The sequence below is a fragment of the Companilactobacillus zhongbaensis genome (assembly GCF_003946515.1).
GTDB classification, from domain to species: domain Bacteria; phylum Bacillota; class Bacilli; order Lactobacillales; family Lactobacillaceae; genus Companilactobacillus; species Companilactobacillus zhongbaensis.
Window position 1 is genome coordinate 1 of record NZ_RHOM01000017.1, and the last position, 21,748, is coordinate 21,748.

The 21,748-nt window shown below is 39.3% G+C and carries 16 protein-coding genes; all 16 read left to right on the forward strand.

Translation table 11 applies throughout. From position 1 onward, the window contains the following. Positions 1 to 933: 933 nt before the first annotated feature. The 16 genes from EKM69_RS08010 (at position 934) to EKM69_RS08085 (ending at position 21,744) form a co-directional block, all read left to right on the forward strand. On the forward strand, positions 934 to 2,631 hold the full coding sequence (locus EKM69_RS08010; protein WP_125709938.1) for a ribonuclease J: 1,698 nt from the start codon (positions 934 to 936) through the stop codon (positions 2,629 to 2,631). Positions 2,632 to 2,670: 39 nt separating this feature from the next. Continuing rightward, positions 2,671 to 3,621 carry a tetratricopeptide repeat protein gene (locus tag EKM69_RS08015; RefSeq protein ID WP_125709940.1) on the forward strand — a complete coding sequence of 317 codons (951 nt, stop codon included), beginning with the start codon at positions 2,671 to 2,673 and terminating at the stop codon, positions 3,619 to 3,621. Between the two features lie 200 nt (positions 3,622 to 3,821). Continuing rightward, the gene (gene tuf, locus EKM69_RS08020) at positions 3,822 to 5,012 is read left to right on the forward strand and encodes an elongation factor Tu (RefSeq protein ID WP_125709942.1); all 1,191 of its coding nucleotides are present in this window, start codon (positions 3,822 to 3,824) and stop codon (positions 5,010 to 5,012) included. Positions 5,013 to 5,183: 171 nt separating this feature from the next. After that, positions 5,184 to 6,470 carry a trigger factor gene (tig, locus tag EKM69_RS08025; protein ID WP_125709944.1) on the forward strand — a complete coding sequence of 429 codons (1,287 nt, stop codon included), beginning with the start codon at positions 5,184 to 5,186 and terminating at the stop codon, positions 6,468 to 6,470. A 474-nt stretch (positions 6,471 to 6,944) separates the two neighbouring features. After that, positions 6,945 to 8,192, forward strand: coding sequence for an ATP-dependent Clp protease ATP-binding subunit ClpX (gene clpX / locus EKM69_RS08030; protein ID WP_125709946.1), 1,248 nt, complete (start codon positions 6,945 to 6,947; stop codon positions 8,190 to 8,192). A 56-nt stretch (positions 8,193 to 8,248) separates the two neighbouring features. After that, positions 8,249 to 8,833, forward strand: a complete 585-nt coding sequence (gene yihA / locus EKM69_RS08035; RefSeq protein ID WP_125709950.1) for a ribosome biogenesis GTP-binding protein YihA/YsxC — start codon at positions 8,249 to 8,251, stop codon at positions 8,831 to 8,833. Between the two features lie 191 nt (positions 8,834 to 9,024). Beyond that, positions 9,025 to 9,819 carry a Fe-S cluster assembly ATPase SufC gene (gene sufC, locus EKM69_RS08040; RefSeq protein WP_125709952.1) on the forward strand — a complete coding sequence of 265 codons (795 nt, stop codon included), beginning with the start codon at positions 9,025 to 9,027 and terminating at the stop codon, positions 9,817 to 9,819. 11 nt (positions 9,820 to 9,830) lie between these two features. After that, a complete protein-coding gene (gene sufD, locus EKM69_RS08045) occupies positions 9,831 to 11,120 on the forward strand; it encodes a Fe-S cluster assembly protein SufD (RefSeq protein ID WP_125709954.1) in 1,290 nt (429 codons plus the stop codon). Continuing rightward, a complete protein-coding gene (locus tag EKM69_RS08050) occupies positions 11,104 to 12,342 on the forward strand; it encodes a cysteine desulfurase (protein ID WP_125709956.1) in 1,239 nt (412 codons plus the stop codon). The genes sufD and EKM69_RS08050 overlap by 17 nt, the downstream gene beginning before the upstream one ends. Further along, the gene (sufU, locus tag EKM69_RS08055; RefSeq protein ID WP_125709959.1) at positions 12,329 to 12,760 is read left to right on the forward strand and encodes a Fe-S cluster assembly sulfur transfer protein SufU; all 432 of its coding nucleotides are present in this window, start codon (positions 12,329 to 12,331) and stop codon (positions 12,758 to 12,760) included. Before EKM69_RS08050 ends, sufU begins: the two co-directional genes overlap by 14 nt. 14 nt (positions 12,761 to 12,774) lie before the next feature. Then, positions 12,775 to 14,217 (forward strand): Fe-S cluster assembly protein SufB, encoded by a 1,443-nt coding sequence (sufB, locus tag EKM69_RS08060; RefSeq protein ID WP_125709960.1) that lies wholly within the window; start codon positions 12,775 to 12,777, stop codon positions 14,215 to 14,217. Positions 14,218 to 14,363: 146 nt separating this feature from the next. Continuing rightward, on the forward strand, positions 14,364 to 15,521 hold the full coding sequence (locus EKM69_RS12635) for a C40 family peptidase (RefSeq protein WP_125709962.1): 1,158 nt from the start codon (positions 14,364 to 14,366) through the stop codon (positions 15,519 to 15,521). A gap of 1,122 nt (positions 15,522 to 16,643) precedes the next feature. Beyond that, positions 16,644 to 17,888, forward strand: a complete 1,245-nt coding sequence (gene tyrS / locus EKM69_RS08070) for a tyrosine--tRNA ligase (protein WP_125709964.1) — start codon at positions 16,644 to 16,646, stop codon at positions 17,886 to 17,888. Positions 17,889 to 17,906: 18 nt separating this feature from the next. Then, positions 17,907 to 19,322 carry a Na+/H+ antiporter NhaC gene (nhaC, locus tag EKM69_RS08075; RefSeq protein ID WP_125709966.1) on the forward strand — a complete coding sequence of 472 codons (1,416 nt, stop codon included), beginning with the start codon at positions 17,907 to 17,909 and terminating at the stop codon, positions 19,320 to 19,322. A 252-nt stretch (positions 19,323 to 19,574) separates the two neighbouring features. Next, positions 19,575 to 20,519 (forward strand): aspartate carbamoyltransferase catalytic subunit, encoded by a 945-nt coding sequence (locus EKM69_RS08080; RefSeq protein ID WP_125709968.1) that lies wholly within the window; start codon positions 19,575 to 19,577, stop codon positions 20,517 to 20,519. Further along, positions 20,479 to 21,744, forward strand: a complete 1,266-nt coding sequence (locus tag EKM69_RS08085) for a dihydroorotase (protein ID WP_125709970.1) — start codon at positions 20,479 to 20,481, stop codon at positions 21,742 to 21,744. Before EKM69_RS08080 ends, EKM69_RS08085 begins: the two co-directional genes overlap by 41 nt. Positions 21,745 to 21,748 lie beyond the last annotated feature (4 nt).

Genomic DNA, 21,748 nt, shown 5'->3' on the forward strand with positions numbered 1-21,748 from the left:
GGCCATCGGTTTTTTGTACGGGTTTTAGAACGCCAATAAAGCAACGATGAACACTGGACCGCCTTCAATGAGAGTATAACTGGATTAGAGAAGTATTTCACTTATGGTTACGAGGGAGGAGCGAAGCGACCCCTCAGAGAGTTTTTTGTTGCTTTGCATTTTCCTTGAGGTGAGAAAGTTTTTGGCAGACGAGAAGCGTTTTGTTTGTTTGGTGTTTTGATGTTTGTTTGGTGGGATAGGTGTATTAGTTTGGTTTGAGGTTCACTGCCGACTCCGGGCCCCGGGGATACAGCCGCTGGAACGCAGCTGACACAATTTTGAGCTATCCGAGAAGATCGCTCGGACATCTCAAAACTTGGTCTTTTACTAGGCAATAAATTGCCAAGTAAAATTTAGCTGCTGAGGGCTGTATCCCCGGGGCCCTCCGTCTAGATAGTGCAACAATCCCCTTTTTTTAGGTGGGGACCGAGTTTTTTTGATCAAGTTGGCACTGTTTAAGCGTCCTAGATTTTGCGGTCTATCTCAGTTTCTATCCTTGTCGGTAAAATCTAATTCAAAACCTCAAACCCCAAATCTCAAACCCCAAGACCAAAAACTCTTGGACCCAATCTCTAACTTTCTGATTTATATCTTTGAGGATGTCTAGATAAAATGTTGTTACTAGATTGCTTAATTTACTTGTCCTTATTTTGAATTAAAAGTTGATTGTGGAATAGGGGATTGATCAATCTGGTACGATTTGTTTTGGTATTTGCTTCTTCATTTATTGAAAATTATCTCTCGGATTGTTTCTGTGGCAGGCTCTTGTTTTATTCTTGTATTATATTGTGATAAAATGAAAATCAGGTATAGCTCAAGTAGTCCGTGGAGGACTTAAAATAACGCAATTTACATTGTGATCTATGCTATTTTTATGAAATGAGAGATGAAAATATGAGCCAGAAAATTAAAATAATGATTCTTAGTGGTGTTCGTGAAACCGGTAAGAATATGTATGCCGTTGAAGTTAATGATGAGATCTTTATCTTGGATATTGGTTTGCAATATCCTGACAATGACTTGTATGGTATCGATGTTGTTGTTCCTGATATGACTTATCTTAAAGATAATATCGACAAAGTTGTTGGTATTTTCTTATCACATGGACATGCTGATGCCATCGGTGCTTTGCCTTATTTGGTCGGAGATTTTGACATTCCGGTTTTCGGAGCTAAGATGACTATCGAATTAGCTAAGATCGTTTGCTCAAACGATAAGCGCAGTAAGAAATTCAATAACTTCCACGTGATCGATGAAAAAACAGCTATTGACTTTAACGAAGCTACTGTTTCGTTTTTCAAGACTACGCATTCAGTGCCAGATTCACTAGGTACAGTTATTAAGACTCAAGAAGGAACAATTGTTTATACAGGTGACTTTAAGTTTGACCAAGCTGCTTTGCCTTTGTATAAGACAGATTTGGGTCGCATTGCTGAAGTCGGTAACGACAATGTTATCGCCTTGTTAAGTGACTCAGCCAATGCTGAATCTCCTTACGAAAACTCAAACGAAACTGACATTTATGACTATATTTTAGATACTTTTATGTATCATGATGGTCGGATCATTGTTGCTCAAGTTGCTTCTAATATTCAAAGAATGCAACAAATCTTGGACGCTGCTGACAGAACTAACCGTCGAGTTTACTTGTCTGGTATGGATGCTGAAAAGATTTTAAAGACAGCGATGAAGTTAGGTTATTTGGAGATTGAAAATAAAGAATTGATCGTAACTAACAAAGAGTTAGATAAAGTCGACCAAAAGGATCTCGTTATCATTGAAACAGGTAAGATGGGTGAACCTATCAAATTGCTTCAAAAGATGGCTAATCCTGCTGTTAAGACTAAATTCAACGTCGAAAAGGGCGACTTAGTCTTTATTGCTACGACACCATCACATTCTTTGGATACTACTTTTGCCAAGACACGTGACATGATCTACCGGACTGATGCTGAAGTCAAAGCACTAGGTGATGACATGCATCCATCAGGTAATGCTAATAAACGTGACTTGCAATTGATGATCAATTTGTTGAAACCTAAGAATTTGATCCCTGTTCAAGGGGAATATCGTCTTTTGGATTCACATGCACGAATTGCACATGAAACTGGTATCCCATATCAAAACATCTTCTTAACGAAAAAAGGAGATGTCTTGAATTATGAAAATGGTCAATTCTACATCGGTAAGGGTATCGATGCAGGTGACACTATGATCGACGGTATCGGTATTGGCGATATCGGTAGTATTGTTCTTCGTGACCGTGAATTATTGGCTGAAGATGGCGTCTTTATCGCCGTTGCTACGATCGATCGTAAGAAGAAAAAAGTCGTTGCTAAGCCTAAGATCACAGCACGTGGATTCGTCTACATGAGAACTAGTCGTGATTTATTAAGCGAAAGCTCAGACTTGATCGTAAATGAAATTACTGACTACTTACAAAATAGTAAAGACTTCGATTGGTCTGATTTGAAACAAGGTGTTCGTGATAAGTTGAACCATTTCTTATATGAACAAACTAATCGCCATCCAGTTATTTTGCCAGTGATCATGGAAGTTAATCAAAACAGACATCGTAAAGCAAAGAAATAGGCCGTCATTGAGCGGCCTTTTATTATAACGAGGTAGAACATGGATGATTCAAATAACTTAAAAAGGATTTTGGAACAAGCAGATGATGCTTATGACAAGGGCAACTGGGATGATGCCATTGACTTGTATTCACAAGCATATAGTATTAAACAGACCTTTGCGATAAACCAAGGTTTAGCTTCAGCATTACTAAACCAGAAGAACGCAGATCAAGCTGAAGCGGTCATCTTAGACTATTTCAATTATTATTTGAGTGATCCACAGGCTGCAAGATTAGCGGTCGATATTGTGGTCGAGAATAATGATTATTTGTTGGCCAATCAGATGCTTCATTTTTACGATGAAAACAAATTGTCAACTATCAAACAAGATTTTATCGATGATTTTAAAACTCGGGTGCAATTATCTGAGGAAAGACACAATCGTTCTTTTAAGCCCAAGATGGCTAAAATCATTAAACAATTAAATTCTATCGTCACGATGAGTGTCGTTGATCAAATTCAATTGATCCGCAGTTTAAGGGAATTTGATCGAGAGCATTATTTGCAGTGCGTCAAAATTTTATTAGAAAATCCACTATTACATCCACTGTTAAAAAGTGAAGTTTTGGAAAATGTATTTAAGTTAGGCACCACTGAAAAACTCAATATTTCATTTTACGGTGAAAATAAAGTGGTCGATCCAACCAAGTTAAAGCCCATCATGTCAACAGATGTCTACTTAAAAATGTGCGATGAGCTTGAAAATCTTTTAGCCGATACTGAAAATCAAATGCAGCTGGAAAACCTACGCAGTGAGCTTTCTTTGTATGCTGCTATGGTTTATCCGTTTGGATCAGAAATAATAAAAACACCAATACTATGGACAAAAGTATTCTTGTTGCGGTATGGTTTATTGGACGAATCGCAAGTAGGAGATAGTTTAGAACGTAAAGAAGTCGAGAACTGGATCGAACGATTTGATTCGTTGATAAACTCTTTTCAACAATAATTAAGAGTTTTTGCAAAATGGGTGTTTACAATTCAAAACTCGCCCAGTATAATCCAAAGAGTATATTTTTAGTTGGTGATTTGAGCTGAATACCTTTGCTTTCACCTCTGAAAGTAGTATAATTTTTCAGTAAAGAGCCGTCTAGAGAACATTTTCTTTGGATAATCTTATGAAATGAAATTTTAGGAGGATTCTTTGTAATGGCAGAAAAAGAACATTATGAGAGAACTAAGCCCCATGTAAATATTGGGACAATTGGTCACGTTGACCACGGTAAGACAACACTTACAGCCGCAATTACAAAGGTTTTAGCTGACAAAGGTTTAGCTAAAGCTGAAGATTACGCTGATATTGATAAGGCCCCAGAAGAAAAGGAACGTGGGATCACAATCAATACTGCTCACGTTGAGTATGAAACTGAAAAGCGTCACTATGCACATATTGATGCTCCAGGACATGCTGACTACGTTAAGAATATGATCACTGGTGCTGCTCAAATGGATGGTGCTATCCTTGTTGTTGCTGCTACTGATGGTCCTATGCCACAAACACGTGAACATATCTTGCTTGCTCACCAAGTTGGTGTTGAATACATCGTTGTCTTCTTAAACAAGACTGACCTTGTTGATGACCCTGAATTGGTTGACTTAGTTGAGATGGAAGTTCGTGAATTACTTTCAGAATACGATTACCCAGGGGATGACATTCCTGTAGTCCGTGGTTCAGCTTTGAAAGCTCTTGAAGGTGATGCAGAACAAATCAAGAATATCGAAGAATTACTTGATATCATTGATGAATACATCCCAACACCAAAACGTGAAAACGACAAGCCATTCTTGATGCCTGTTGAAGACGTATTTACAATCACTGGACGTGGTACTGTTGCTTCTGGTCGTATCGACCGTGGTGAAGTTAAAGTCGGTGACGAAGTTGAAATCGTTGGTTTGAAAGAAGCTATCGAAAAGACAACTGTTACAGGTCTTGAAATGTTCCGTAAGACATTGGATCTTGGTGAAGCCGGAGACAACGTTGGTGCACTTCTACGTGGTGTTAACCGTGACCAAATCGAACGTGGACAAGTTCTTGCTAAACCAGGTTCAATCCAAACACATACAAAATTCAAGGGTGAAGTTTATATCTTGACAAAAGAAGAAGGTGGACGTCATACTCCATTCTTCTCAAACTATCGTCCTCAATTCTACTTCCATACAACTGATGTTACAGGTGTTATCGAATTGCCAGATGGCGTTGAAATGGTTATGCCTGGTGACCAAGTTACATTTGAAGTTGACTTGATTGCTCCAGTTGCTATTGAAGAAGGAACAAGATTTACTGTTCGTGAAGGTGGCCGTACTGTTGGTGCCGGAGTTGTTACAGAAATCTTGGACTAATCTGAGATTAAACTTGTATTTAAAAAGTCGAGACTTTAGTCTCGTCTTTTTTTTATGATTAAATTTCAAAAAATGACCCAAAACTCACGAATATACCCGAAAATATTTACAAGACTGGCTTTTTAGGGTAACATTACAAAGTATGAGATCGTGAAATACCGGAGGGATAAAATGTCTGCTAAGGCTAAATTTACAAAAAAAGAAAAAAATACAGGTGAATTAAAATTTGAAATTGACCAAGACACAATCAAGCAAGGACTAGACACAGCTTTTAACCGTGTTAAGAAGAGCTTGAACGTTCCTGGTTTCAGAAAAGGAAAAGTTCCTCGTCAAATTTTTAACCGTATGTATGGTGAAGAAGCACTTTATGAAGATGCTCTTAATGCCGTATTGCCAACAGCTTACGAAAAAGCTGTTAACGAAACAAAAGTTGATCCTGTTGATCAACCACAAATTTCTGTTGAATCAATGGAAAAAGGTCAACCATGGGCAATTTCAGCTACAATTACTGTTAAGCCAGAAGTTGAACTAGGTGACTACACAGGAATCGCTGTTAAGAAACAAAAACGTAACGTTCTAAAAGCTGACACTGAAAAGAGACTCGAAGAACTTCAAAAGCAACAAGCTGAATTAGTTCTTAAAGATGGTAAAGCTGAAGAAGGCGACACTGTTGTTATCGATTATGTAGGTACTGTTGACGGAGAAGAATTCGAAGGCGGCAGCGCACAAAACTACTCACTTGAATTGGGTTCAAAGACATTTATTCCTGGCTTTGAAGACGGTTTAATCGGTGCAAGCAAGGGTGACGTTGTTGACGTTAAAGTTACATTCCCTGAAGACTACCAAGCTAAAGAATTAGCTGGTAAGGATGCTATCTTCAAGACAACTGTACATGAAATCAAGTCAAAAGAACTTCCAGAGTTAGATGATGACTTTGCTAAAGACGTTGACGAAAACGTTGATACACTTGATGACTTGAAGAAGAAGATCCACGACGAAATCAAGGAACAAAAGAAAGAAACTGCTGAAGAAAACATTCAAGAAGAAGCTATTTCTGGTGCAGTTAAGAATGCTAAGATCGATGAGATTCCTCAAGCAATGATCGACACAGAAGTTAACAACCAAATGAACCAATACTTGGCTAACTTACGTCGTCAAGGAATCGATCCTAAGTTGTACTATCAAATGACAGGTACAAACGAAGAAGATCTTAAGAAACAATTTGCTAAAGATGCTGAAGAACGTGTTAAGACTGACTTAGTTATCGAAGCAATCGTTGCTAAAGAAAACATCAAGCCAACAGAAGATGAAATCAAAGACGAAATCAAGTCATTAGCTGATGAATACAACATGGATGAAAAAGCAGTTCGCGGTGCATTAACTGATGAAATGCTTGCTCATGATATTGCTGCTAAGAAGGCTATTGAATTGATCGTAGACTCAGCTGTTGAAAAATAATTATTAAAAAATAAGAAGCGATTTTGCTTCTTATTTTTTTGTGGAGATTAGTTTTGGAGGCGGTTTTTGGGTTATTACTTAGGATGCTGGGATGAGTTTTCGGGAGTATGGTTGTTGGGTTGATTATTGTCAGCCAGTTAGCTATGTAGGAAACAAATGGAGCAATTGCTTTCTTGCCGACTAAACTTGCAGCAATTGGATAGTGCTATCCAGTTTTTCTTGTTAAACTTGCAGCAATTGGAAAGTGTTTTGTAGCTTTATCCTCAAGGATGCGAAAACGAGCTCCGCGAGGTAGCGGCCTCCGGTTAACACATGTAGTCGCGGTATGGCTTCGCCGCACCTTGTGCGACTACACGCGTTAATCCTCAGCAGCTGACCAACCTCGTTGCGCTCTCTGTGCTTTTTGCTTTACTCTTATCGCTGTCAATGCTAAGCTTTTCAGAGTATTGGAACTACTTAAGGAGAAATGAATAAATGTTTGATAGTACAGAAACTACAGGTACAATAAGTTGTTCTTTCTGCGGAAAGACACAAGATCAAGTTAAGAAGATCGTGGCTGGACCTGGTGTGTACATCTGCAACGAATGTATCGATTTATGTAAGGAAATTATCGATGAAGAACTTGGAGAAGATACTCCATTAGATCTTGAAAACATTCCCACACCTATTGAGATCAAAAAGATTCTTGATGAATATGTTATCGGTCAATACAATGCGAAGAGATCATTGTCTGTGGCCGTTTATAACCACTATAAGCGAATTAATAAGATGGAACACTCTAAAGATGGCGAGACTGAGCTTCAAAAGAGTAATATTGCTTTGATCGGTCCTACTGGTTCAGGTAAGACTTTCTTGGCTCAAACTTTGGCTCGTATTTTGAAGGTGCCATTTGCTATTGCTGATGCAACTACTTTGACTGAAGCAGGTTACGTTGGTGAAGACGTTGAGAACATCTTGCTGAAATTATTGCAAAATGCTGACTTTGACGTGGAAAAAGCCGAACACGGTATCGTCTATATCGATGAGATCGATAAGATCGCTAAGAAGAGTGAAAATGTTTCGATCACACGTGACGTTTCTGGTGAAGGTGTTCAACAAGCCTTGTTGAAGATCCTTGAAGGAACAGTTGCTAGTGTCCCACCACAGGGTGGAAGAAAACATCCTCAACAAGAATTGATCCAGATTGACACAACTAATATTCTCTTTATTGTTGGTGGTGCTTTTGATGGTATTGAAACAATCGTGAAGAATCGTTTAGGCGACAAGACGATCGGTTTCGGTGCTGAACAACAAGAAACTGCTGACGAGCAAAAGAGCTTGATGCAACAGATCATTCCAGAAGACTTGATGAAGTTTGGTATCATTCCAGAATTTATCGGTCGTATTCCGATCGTGACAGCCTTAGACAAGTTAACTGAAGATGACCTAGTCAACATCTTAACTAAGCCTAAGAACGCCTTGATCAAGCAATATAAGGAATTGATGAACATCGATGACGTTGATCTTGAATTCACTGCAGGTGCACTTCAAGAAATCGCTAAGATGTCGATCGAACGAAATACTGGTGCTCGTGGATTGCGTTCCATCGTTGAAGAGACAATGTTGGATACGATGTATGAAGTTCCAGGTCGTGATGACGTGAAAGGTGTCAAAGTTACTAAAGACGCGGTTCGTAAGGTCAAAAAACCAGATTTGATTTTGAAAGACGGAAAGGTTGCCTAATGGCAGCCTTTTTTTATTGCTCTAGTGATGATAAAATGATTGCACTGAGGTGAATTATGCAAGTAAATAACGTATCGATGAATTTAAGCGCAGTTAGCTCCAAACAATATCCAGATGAGGGCTACCCAGAGATCGCCTTATTAGGTCGTTCTAATGTTGGGAAGTCATCTTTGATCAACGCTTTGATCAATCGTAAGAGTTTCGCTAGAACGTCCAGTACGCCTGGAAAGACACAAACTCTTAATTTTTATAATATTGAAGACTTGTTGTACTTAGTCGATGTTCCGGGTTACGGCTTTGCAAAAGTTTCGAAGAAACAACGTGAAGAATTCGGTGTGATGATCGAAGAGTATCTTACTACTCGTAAACCTTTGAAGGGTGTAATCATTTTAGTTGATGGCCGTCATGCACCTAGTGACGATGACATTTCGATGTATCAATTCGTCAGCTACTATCATTTACCAACCTTGATCGTTGCTACTAAGATGGACAAGGTCAAGAAGAATCAATGGAACAAAACGACTAGTCAAGTCAACAAAGCAATGAACATTAACCAAACTGATCAATTGCAGTTATTTAGTGCTGAGACTAAGGCTGGTAAGGAACAAGTTTGGGATTGGATCGAAGAACATATGAAATAAAAAAGTCAGAACGCTTAATGTTCTGGCTTTTTTGTTATAAAATGTAAGTAATTTCATTTTTACAATAGATATAATTTTTGAATATAGGATATTTAATGAAAGAATATAAAATATATTCAATTGTTATTTTTACAAATGAAAGCGCATAATGAAACCATAACTATTTATTTATTAGTAACGGAGGGAAAATGATGTCAACATTAGAAGTGAAAGATTTACATGTTTCAGTCGTTGAAGAGGATGAAACAAAAGGACAAGAAATTCTCAAAGGTGTCAATTTGAAGATGAGCACTGGTGAGATTCATGCGATCATGGGTCCCAATGGTACTGGTAAATCAACTTTGTCACAAGCAATCATGGGAAATTCAGCTTATAAAGTCACTCAAGGGGATGTATTGTTAGATGGTAAGAGCATCTTGGATATGCCTGTTGATGAAAGAGCTCGTGCTGGTTTATTTTTAGCCATGCAATATCCTGCTGAAATTGCCGGTGTAACTAATATTGAATTCATGCGCGCTGCCATTAATGCACGTCGCGATGAAAATGATCAGATTCCAGTAATGGAATTCATGAAGAAACTCGATGAAAAACAAGGAATTTTGGATATGACTGACGAAATGTCAGAAAGATATTTGAATGAAGGTTTTTCTGGTGGTGAAAAGAAACGTAACGAGATTTTACAACTATTGATGATCGAACCTAAATTTGCCATTTTGGATGAAATCGACTCTGGTCTTGATATCGATGCTTTGAAGGTTGTTTCTCGTGGTGTCAACTCCATGCGTGGAGATAATTTTGGCTCACTTATCATTACTCACTATCAAAGACTATTGAACTACATCATTCCTGATCAAGTTCACGTCATGATGGACGGAAGAATCGTTAAGAGTGGTGGTCCTGAACTAGCTAAGAAGCTAGAAGATGAAGGATATGCCGGCTTACGTGATGATTTAGGCTTAGATGTTAAATTAACGGACGAAATTTAAGGGGGATTATTATGCGATCAAGTATAAAAGATGATTTTATGGATGATACGATTGCTTTTTCAAAAAATCATGAAGAACCCTTATGGTTTCAAAAAATGCGTGAAGAAGCATTAAATCATGCCACAGAATTACAATTACCTATATTCGAAAAGATCAGCTATCGAGGTTGGAGATTGGATCATCCCAAGGCTCCATTTGCTGAAGCAAATACCGACAATAGTTTTGATCTACCAGAAACAAATAACTTATTAGTTCAAAATGGTGACCAAACTTTAGTTAACAAGCTTGATCCAAAATTGAGCGAGCAAGGTGTCATTTTTACGGATATTTGGACGGCTCTAAAAGACTATCCAGAATTAGTCCAAAAATACTTTTTAGCAACGGCCTTGAAGCCTGCCGAAAATAAATTAGTCGCCTTGAACTTAGCGTTGATGAATGGTGGTGCCTTTTTATACGTACCAAAGAACGTCAAAGTTGACCAGTCAATTCAGTCGATCTACTTACAAGACAATAGTCAGCAAAAGGACTACGTCCATCACGTGTTAGTCGTAGCCGATCAAGGTAGCGAGGTCACTTACTTGGAAAACTTTTTGAGTCAAGGAGACCAAGCCGATAATATTGCTAATATCGTTGTTGAAGTTGTCGCTGCAGCCAATAGTCGGGTCCACTTCTCAGCCCTGGATCAATTTGGCCAACACGTTTCAACTTATATTAATCGCCACGGTTACGTTGGTGACAATGCTCGGCTAGACTGGGCTATCGGATTGATGAACGACAGCCAAGTAGTTGGCGATTTTGGAACGGACTTGCGTGGCGAAGGTGGTCACTCTGAAGCTAAAGTTGTTGCCATCACTACCGGTGAACAAGTGAGCGGAATCGACACTAAGATCACCAATTACGGTCAACATACCATTGGTCATATTTTGCAACACGGTGTTATTTTACAATCTTCATCGTTGACCTTTAATGGTGTTGGTCACATTGTCAAGGGCGCACGTGGTTCAGATGCACAACAAGAGAGTCGTGTTTTGATGCTTTCGAGAACTGCACGTGGTGATGCCAATCCGATCTTATTGATCGATGAGAATGACGTTACTGCCGGTCACGCTGCCAGTGTTGGCCGAGTAAATGAAGAACAAATGTATTACTTAATGAGTCGTGGTATTGATCAAGAAACCGCTCAACGTTTGGTCATTCGTGGTTTCTTAAGTTCAGTGATCACCGAGATCCCTGAAAAAGAAGTTCGTGTCAGATTAACCGATATGATCGAGAGGAAATTGATCAATGGACAACAAAAGTAATCCTTGGAAAAAAGATTTTCCGATCCTTGATCAAGTTGTCAACGATGAACAATTAGTTTATCTCGACAATGCTGCCACGACCCAAAAACCACAACAGATTATTGATGATATTACGGCTTTTTATCAGCAGGACAATGCTAACGTTCACCGTGGAGTTCATACTTTGGCGGAACGTTCGACCGAAAAATTTGAAGCCGCTCGTGAGAAGATCCAAAAATTTATTAAAGCTAAACATAGCGATGAGATTATTTACACTAAAGGCACGACTGATGCATTAAATATTATTGCAAGAAGTTATGGTGAAGCAAATATTCAAGCAGGGGATGAAATCGTCATTTCTTACTTAGAACATCACAGTAACTTGATCCCTTGGCAACAACTAGCTTTGAAGAAACATGCGACATTGAAATATATTGAATTAGATGATGATGGCTTTGTTGATCTAGAAGATGCTAAGAAAAAAATCACTGATAAGACTAAAATCGTTTCAATAGCTCACGTTTCTAACGTGCTTGGTGTTGTGAATCCAGTTAAGAAATTAGCTGCCTTAGCTCATCAACACGGAGCAGTCATGGTAGTTGATGGGGCTCAATCAGTTCCACATATGCCTGTTGACGTGCAAGACTTAGATTGTGACTTTTTAGCTTTTTCAGGTCATAAGATGTTAGGCCCCACCGGTATTGGCGTTTTGTATGGAAAAGAAGACTTGCTTAATGCTATGCCACCAGTTGACTTCGGTGGTGAAATGATCAGTTTCGTTCACTTATACGACACTAGTTGGAATGACTTGCCTTGGAAGTTTGAAGCGGGAACGCCTAATATTGCTGGTGCGATTGCCTTAGGACATGCAGTCGATTATTTAACTAACATCGGTATGGACAATATCTTAAATTATGAAAATCAATTAGTAGATTACGTCTTACCTAAGTTATTAGATATTGAAGATCTGACTGTTTACGGGCCACACGATCCTAAAAAGCACAGCAGTGTGATCTCATTTAATTTAAAGGATCTACATCCACACGATCTCGCTACCGGATTAGACATGGAAGGTGTCGCTGTTAGAGCTGGGCACCACTGTGCGCAACCACTCATGGAATATTTGGGAGTTTCAGCCACAGCTAGAGCTAGTTTTTATTTTTATAATACTAAAGAAGATGCTGATACTTTAGTTAATTCAATTGTCGCAACAAAGGAGTTCTTTCAAAATGGCACTATCTAAAATGGACAATTTATATCGGCAAGTAATTTTGGATCACTCGGCTCATCCGCATCATCATGGGGAATTGAGCGATTCAACTAATCAAATCGAATTAAAAAATCCAACTTGTGGGGATGTTCTCCAATTGGATGTTAAAGTACAAGACAACAAGATAGTCGATATTGCTTTTAGTGGCTACGGATGTACTATTAGTCAAGCCTCGGCCAGCATGATGACTGATGCCGTGATGAATAAAGACATTTCCGTCGCAGAAGACATGGTCGAAGATTTTTCCGACATGATCTTAGGTGAAAAGTCAGATACCGACATTTTACAAGATGCTGCTATTTTAAAAGGCGTTTCGCAATTTCCTGCCCGGATCAAATGCGCAACACTTGCTTGGAAAGCACTACACAAAGCTTTAAATAATAAACAATAGTGGGAGGGTTAATTATGCCAGAAACAGAAAACACGAAAAATAATGAAGAAGCTGCTTCATCTGTTCAAGCACTTGACTTGGATAAAGATTATGATTTCGGCTTTCATGATGATGTCAAACCGGTTTTTTCAACCGGTAGAGGTTTAACCGAAGATGTTGTTCGTTCAATTTCTAAAGAAAAAGGCGAGCCACAATGGATGCTTGACTTCCGTTTGAAGTGTTACGAAACATACAAACGAATGCCTATGCCTGATTTTGGACCTGACCTTTCCGGATTAGACTTAAAGAACATGCTTTACTATCAAAAACCAACCGATAAGAAATATCGTGATTGGGAAGATGTTCCTGAAGATATCAAGAATACCTTTGATCGTTTAGGCGTCCCGGAAGCTGAAAGAAAATATTTGGCTGGATCATCAGCTCAATATGAATCAGAAGTGGTTTACCACAATATGAAAAATGAGTTTGATAAATTAGGGATTATTTTTACCGATACCGATTCAGCATTGAAGGAATATCCTGAATTGTTCAAGAAATGGTTCGGAAAATTAGTTCATCCTAATGACAATAAATTTGCAGCCTTGAACGGTGCGGTTTGGTCCGGTGGATCATTCATTTATGTTCCTAAGGGTGTTAAGTTGGATATCCCAATTCAGTCATACTTCAGACTTAATGCGGAAAACACTGGTCAATTCGAAAGAACTTTGATCATCGTTGATGAAGGGGCAAGTATCCAATACGTTGAGGGATGTACTGCTCCAAATTATTCATCAGACAGTTTGCACGCCGCAGTTGTTGAAGTATATGCTCAAAAAGACGCATACGTGCGCTACACGACGATTCAAAACTGGTCGAACAATGTTTATAGTCTTGAGACAAAACGTGCTCAGGCAATGGAAAATGCCACAATGGAGTGGGTCGATGGAAACTTAGGTTCCAAGATCACGATGAAGTACCCTAGTGTTTACCTTGATGGTGAAGGTGCACGAGGAACAATGCTTTCGATTGCTGTTGCTGGACATAACGTTGATCAAGACGCCGGTGCCAGAATGATCCACAATGCTAAAAACACTTCTTCGTCGATCGTTTCTAAATCAATCTCCAAAGATGGGGGAGCCGTTGACTACCGTGGAACAGTGCGTTTCGAAAGAAATTCTGACGGATCTAAAGCTCACGTTGAGTGCGATACGATCATTATGGATGAGGAATCTAGTTCCGATACGATTCCTTACAACCAAATTTTGAATGGTAATGTTTCGATGGAACACGAAGCAAAAGTTTCGAAAGTTTCTGAAGAACAGCTTTATTACTTGATGAGTCGTGGCTTGAGTGAAGCAAAAGCTACAGAAATGATCATCATGGGATTTGTTGAACCATTCACGAAGGAACTTCCAATGGAATACGCTGTCGAACTTAACCGTTTGATCAGTTACGAAATGGAAGGTACAGTTGGATAAAATTTTTAAAAACGATCTAGCCTTAATCGACTGGATCGTTTTTTTACTGGTTTATTAAGTTTATGTAACACGCCTTAATTGACTTGTGCTATGAGTGATTTACCTCTAGAATTGTTGATGAATTGAGAATGTATGAGGGAATATTTATGAATAAAAAATTGATCGCTTTAATTTCAGTTAGTGCAGGAGCTTTGACATCACTAGCTTTTAATCAAGTTGCTGATGCTGCTAATGTCACTAATATTAAAAGTGTTATTACGACTAAAGACTTGTCAAAATTATACGATGACAATGGAAAATTAGTTTCCAATCGTGCTTTAGCTAAGAATTCTGACTGGTATACTGATCAATACGTTCAAATGGACAACGTTGGCCCAGTTTATCGTGTTTCGACACATGAATTCGTTAAGGCTAGTGACGTTACTGTTAAACAAGATAAGGTTTATGACGGCGTGACTGTTGCTAATACTGGAGTGGCTCACATTACTTATGCTTCTAGCTATGGTGCAGATGTTTTTGATGCTCCAAACGGTAATGCAACTGGTGATAAGTTGTCCAATGGTACTAGTTGGAAATTTACTCAAAAAGTAGTCGATCCTAATGGTGATGCTTGGTATCAAGTAGGCCAAGATCAATGGCTCAATGGCGCTACATCGAAGATCTCAAATGAATCATTTGATGAAAATGCTGCTTCAGTTTGGGATCCTAATTATGCTGCTGTTCGTGTGAATAGTAGTACACCGGTTTATTCGGATAGTAATTTTAATACCGCTACTAGCCAGAGCTTGCCTTCAGGTAAGTTAGTGCAAGTGGTTTCTACTGTTTTGACTGGCAATACTATTTGGTATGAGATCAGTGATGGTGGTTGGTTGCCTTCGACTGATGTTAGTGAGGTTTCTGTTAAACGGAATCAAGTTAGTTTGAATGGTAAATCGAAGGATCAAGTTGTTAATGAACTGATTTTGGTGGCTAAGGAACAGCTTGGTAAGCCTTATGTTTGGAATGGTAAGGGTCCTGATAATTTTGATTGCTCTGGTTTGATGCAGTATGTGTTTAGACAGGTTACTGGTCAAAATATTGGTGGCTGGACTGTTCCTCAGGAATCTATTGGTTCTCATGTTGCTATTAGTGATTTGCAGCCTGGTGATCTTGTGTTCTGGGGTGATCCTGGTGCTACTTATCATGTTGGTTTGTATATTGGAGATAATCAGTATTTGAATGCTTTGCGTCCTGGGACTAATGTTAAGATCGATGGTATTTCTTCGTCGTTTGCTCCTTCGTTTGGTGTTCGGGTTTTTGGATAGTATTTTTGATTGCGGTGTTCCTTTTGGGACATCGCTTTTTTTCTTGAGGTGAGAGAGTTTTTGGCTGACGAGAAGCGTTTTGCTTGGCTGGACGTTGGTGATTTTTGGTGGTTGGGGATAGAGGTGGTTGTTTGGTGTGGTGGTTCACTGCCGGCTCCGGGGCCCGGGGATACAGCCACTGGAACGCTGCCGACTCGATTTGAGCTCCTCGAAGAAGTACACTTCGACGATCTCAAATACGAGTCTTTTACTAGGCAATAAATTGCCAAGTAAAATTTGGCGGCTGAGGGCTGTATCCCCGGGCCCCTCCGCCTAGGGTAGGGCAATCCCCCCTTTGTTTGGTGGGGAAATAGGTGCTTCCTAGGTTTATGCGCAAGATTTTCTTTGGTTGATTACCGTGCTGCTTCTCGGTGCGCGGGACTAAAGCTCCGCTTATTTTGTTTCCTGACGTATACTGCTGTTGCAATCTTTTCTTTCTTTTTTCGTTGGATAAGTTTTGATATTATTTTTGATCTCTTGCTTTCGCTTTCTTGCTCGATTGCTCGTTTCTCGCAATCTTGCCTCGATTTTTGGTTTTTATTTGGATCTTGCTTGCTGCTCGATTCTCTCGCACTCTCGCAGTACCTTTGAGGTTTGTTTTTATTTTCCAAACTTTTTTATTTTTTTACCAAACGTTGCCCTTTTTTTTACGGAAATGCGTTCTAGGGCACAGCGCCTCCGGTTTAGAAACTCTCAGCAGGCACGGCTTCGCCGCACCTTTTTTGCTGACAGTTCCTAAATCTTCAGCAGCTGAACGTGCCCTGGAGCGCTCTGTTTTTCTTGCATTTTTATTTTTTTTTGCTATTATTAATTTATTAAATGATTTTAATCTTTGACGAAGTAATGATTCATCTGGGTGTTAAGAGAATTGGCGGTTGGTGCGAGCCATTCAGGGTGGATTTATGAAATACTAGGTTGAAATCTCGTGTCCTACGTTATGGGAGTAAAGAGCGAATGATTTTTTTCATTCGAATTTTGGGTGGTACCGCGCATGAGCGTCCCTGCATTTTTGCAGGGGCGCTCTTTTTTATCCGCGTTTTCTTTACTTTTGTTTCGGGACGATTATTTTAGGAGGATTTTTTGATGAACATTATTGATGAACTTAAATGGCGTGGTTTGGTTAACCAGACTTCTGATGAGGAAGGGTTGAAGGAGCTTACTGATAAGGAGGATATTTCTCTTTATTGTGGTATGGATCCTACTGGTGATTCGATGCATATTGGTCACTTGTTGCCATTTATGACATTACAACGTTTTGCTAAGGCTGGTAATCATCCTTATATCGTTATCGGTGGTGCTACTGGTTCTATCGGTGATCCTAGTGGTAAGAAGGCTGAACGTCCTATGCAGACTATGGAGCAAGTTCAACACAATGTTGATGCTTTGAGTGCTCAAGCTAAACGGATTTTCCCTAGTTTTACGATGGTGAATAATTACGACTGGACTGCTCAAATTGGTATTTTGGACTTTCTTCGTGATTACGGAAAGCTTTTTAATGTTAATACTATGCTCAATAAGGAAATTGTTTCTAGCCGTTTGGAAACTGGTATTTCCTTTACTGAATTTACTTATCAAATTTTACAATCACTTGATTTCTTAACACTTTATCGTAAGCATAATGTGAAATTACAAGTTGGTGGTGGTGATCAATGGGGTAACTTGACTGCTGGTCTTGATCTGATCCATAAGGCAGAGGGTCAGGATGCTGGTGTTTATGCTTTGACTATTCCATTGTTGCTTAAAGCTGACGGAACTAAGTTTGGTAAGACTGCTGGTGGGGCTGTTTGGCTTGATGCTGAGAAGACTTCACCTTATGAATTTTATCAATTCTGGTTCAACCAAGATGATAAAGATGTTATCAACCTGCTTAAGAAATTTACTTTCTTGTCAAAAGATGAAATTGATGAGTTAGCTGAAAAGGTCAAGACTCAACCTGAAAAACGTGAGGCACAAAGAAAATTAGCTGAAGAGGTTACTACCTTTGTTCACGGAAAAGAAGCTCTGGCAGTAGCTCAAAAAATCACCGAAGTATTGTTCTCTGGTGAGATCCAAGAATTGACTACTGAAGAAGTTGCTCAGGCTTTCAATGGTGTTCCAAGTGCTGAGATCGAAAATGAAAAGATCAACTTGGTCGACTTATTGATTGCTGCAAATGTAGACAAATCAAAACGTCAAGCACGTGAAGATATCCAAAATGGTGCTATTCGGATCAACGGTGAAAGACTCACTGATACTACTGAAGAAATTGATCCAAGCACTTCATTTGATGGTAAATATATCGTCATTCGACGCGGTAAGAAGAAGTACTTCCTAGCTAAAATTAAATAGATATAGGCGATGGCAGATATGAAAAAAGAAAGTCGATTAACTTTTTGGGAAAGTTTAATAATTATGTTGGTAATGTTTGGTCTTCTCGGGACGATGATGATCAAATTTAAAATGACTCCCCAAATTCCAATTTTATTAACATTTACTTTGCTTCTGTTTTACGGTAAATTCCGAGGCTTTTCTTGGAATGAGCTACAACAAGGGATCATTGATGGTGTCAAACCAGGGATCGTTCCGATGATTATTTTTATTATGATCGGTGTGTTAGTTTCATCCTGGTTGATGTCGGGAGTAATTCCGACGATCATGGTCTACGGATTGGAATTGTTAAACGTCCGCTTCTTTCTTTTTACAGTCTTTGTTTCTTGCTGTTTAGTAGGGGTGATCGTTGGTAGTTCATTTACCACGATCAGTACTTTAGGGATCGTCTTCATGGGTATCGGTCAAGTGATGGATATTAATACTGCTTTGACTGCCGGTTCGATCGTGTCTGGATCGTTGTTTGGTAATAACATGTCACCATTGTCAGGAACGACCAATTTATCGACTGGTATTGCTGGCGTTGATAATGTTTTTGACCACATCAGAACCATTTCACATACAGCTTTACCATCTGCTGTGATCGCTGCCGTGATTTTTCTCGTGGCTGGTCACACTGGTGCTAATCCAGACATGTCTTCAGTGCATCACATTATTAATGCATTGCAAAGTAACTTTTTTGTCTCAGCCTGGATGTTGATCCCAATCGCAGTTTTGATTTTATGCGCTGCTTTGCAAGTTCCAGCTATTCCAACTTTGCTTGCAGGTTCGATCACGGCTATCGTGATGCATGTTTTTATCGATCATCCGAAGTTTTCCGAGATCAGTGATCAGATTATGCAAGGATACGTTTTGCATTCGCCTGATAAAAAAATCAATGCCATCGTTTCTGGCGGTGGAGTGTCGAGTATGCTTGATAGTATTTCATTGATCTTAGTAGCTTTGACATTGGGTGGCGTTTTGTTGAAACTCGGTGTCGTCGATAACTTGATCGGTAAGTTGCAGCAACAAGTCAATACACCTGGTAAGGTTATTTTGACTTCGATCCTTTCAGCTATCGGTGTTAACTTCCTAGTCGGTGAGCAATACATTTCCATTATTTTGCCCGGAACTACTTTTAGAAAGAATTTTGAAGAGCAAAATATTAAGGGTCAATACTTGTCTCGAGTTTTAGCTACCGGTGGTGCTGACATCAACGCCTTAGTTCCATGGGGCGTTAGTGGTATCTTTATTTCTGGAGTGCTAGGAGTCAGTCCCTTAGTCTTCATTCCATTTGCCTTTTATGTTTGGTTAAATCCATTATTGACGGTGATCTTTGGCTTTATTTTTGGCAAAAATTACCAGAAAGATGGGCAAGTAGTTTCTAGCGAAAAACTGGCAAAAAACCTTGACTAAAGAGCCAAAGTTTATTATATTATTTGCAACGAAAACTTTTAAGCAAGTCCTGTGAGGCTTGGAAGGTTAAATACATTTGTGCTAAAAGTGTAAACTTCCTAACCTTGTGGGATAGGAAGTTTTTTGTTTACTAAAAATAAAATAAAAGGAATTTTTAATCAGATCCAGTGAGGTCTCAAAGATTTTTGTAGGGGAAAACTCTACCTGAGGACGCTGGTGAAAACTAGGGTCCTTTTTATTTGGAGGAAAACAATGAAAAATATACTTTCTATGTCACAATTTTCGAATCAAGAAGTCTACGATCTGATCGATCGCGCAATCGCTTTTAAAGAGGGCGAACAATCAACAGTAGGTACTAACAAGTACGCCATCAATCTGTTTTTTGAAAATAGTACTCGCACTAAATCAAGTTTCCAAGTAGCAGAAATGAACTTAGGAATGCGAGAAATTATGTTTGATGCCGGAACTTCCTCTACAACTAAGGGTGAATCGTTGTATGATACAGTTAGAACTGTTGAAAGCATTGGTGCAAGTGTTGCGGTTATTCGTCACAGTCAAGATGAGTTTTACAACGAATTGTTGAACCGGAACATCAATATTCCGATCATTAATGCTGGAGATGGTGCTGGACAACATCCATCACAATCATTACTCGATTTGATGACCATTTCAGAACATTTTGGTCAATTCGAAGGCCTTAAGGTTGGTATTATCGGTGACTTATCACACTCACGAGTAGCTCACTCAAATGCTGAGATCTTAACTCGCTTAGGTGCAGAAGTTAGCTTTGGTGGTTTGGATTCTTGGTACACTCCTGAATTTGCCGAAATCGGTCCACACATGTCAGTCGATGATCTTTGCCGAGAAATGGATGTCGTAATGTTACTCCGTGTCCAACACGAACGTCTTTCAGCTGATGAAAATAAGAATTTTTCAAAGGAAAAATATTTTAAGGAATACGGATTAGATATGCGCCGTGTTGATATGATGAAAGAAGATGCTATGATCATGCATCCAGCTCCAGTTAATCGTGGCGTAGAAATTGCCGATGATGTCGTTGAGTGCGACAAGTCATTCATTTTCAGACAAATGCAAAATGGTGTCTTTATGAGAATGGCGATGATTGAAGCTGTACTTAGTGGGGAGAAAACTTCAAATGAGCTTATTAATAAAAAACGCCAAATTATTTTACGATAATCGGATCCAGAAAAAAGACCTCTTGATCAAGGATGGAAAATTCGATCAAGTTCAAGATAAATTAGAACCACTTGATTCTGACGTTTTCGATGCCGAAGGTAACTTAGTTTCACCAGGATTGGTCGATATTCACGTCCATTTTCGGGAACCAGGTCAGACACACAAAGAAACTATTCAAACTGGTTCCAAGGCATCTGCACATGGTGGTTTCACGACTGTGGGAGCAATGCCTAACGTCACTCCAGTGCCTGATACTGTAGAAAAATTTCAAGCACAAATGAAATTGAATCAAACAGAATCAGTTATCAACACTTTGCAATATGCACCTGTGACGAAAGAAGAAACTAGTTCTGAATTAGTGTCGATCACTGAGTTGGCCAAAAATGGCGCCTTTGCTTTTTCAAATGACGGTCATGGGATCAACAATGCTAAGTCGATGTTTGATGCCATGGAAGAAATTGCTTCGATCAATTCCACATTAGCTGCCCACGTTGAAGACCAAGATCTATTTGATCACGGTGTGATCAATCGTGGCAAAACTGCCACACGTTTGGGCTTACCAGCCATCAATCAAGCTGCTGAAACTTCTCAACTGGCACGTGACTTATTGCTAGCTAAAGACACTGGCGTTCATTATCACGTCTGTCACATTTCTACAGCTGACAGCGTTAATCTTGTCCGGTTAGCTAAAGATGCTGGGATCAACGTCACGGCAGAAATTACGCCACATCATTTACTATTGAGTGATGCTGATATTGTTGATGACGACGCTAATTTCAAGATGAATCCACCATTGCGGAGTCAAAAGGATCGGACGGCTTTGATCGAAGGCTTGCAAGATGGCACAATCGATATGATTGCCACTGATCATGCACCACATGCCGCTGATGAAAAGAATCAAGGCTTTTTGAAGAGTGCCTTTGGTATTACTGGGATCGAAACATCATTCCCACTAATGTATACCAACTTAGTCGAACAAGGCATTATGACCTTGGAAGGTCTCTTGCAAGTTATGTGCATTAAACCAGCAAAGATCTTCGGTTTAGAAAACGCTGGAGAGATCGAGTTTAATAAGCCAGCAGATTTTACGATCATTGATTTGAACCAACCATACGAAATTGCTAAAAATGACTTTATTTCTAAAGGAACTAACAGTCCATTCATGGGTGATCTAGTCCGTGGAAAGATTTTGAAGACTTTTGTTTCAGGGGAACAAGTTTACTAGAAGA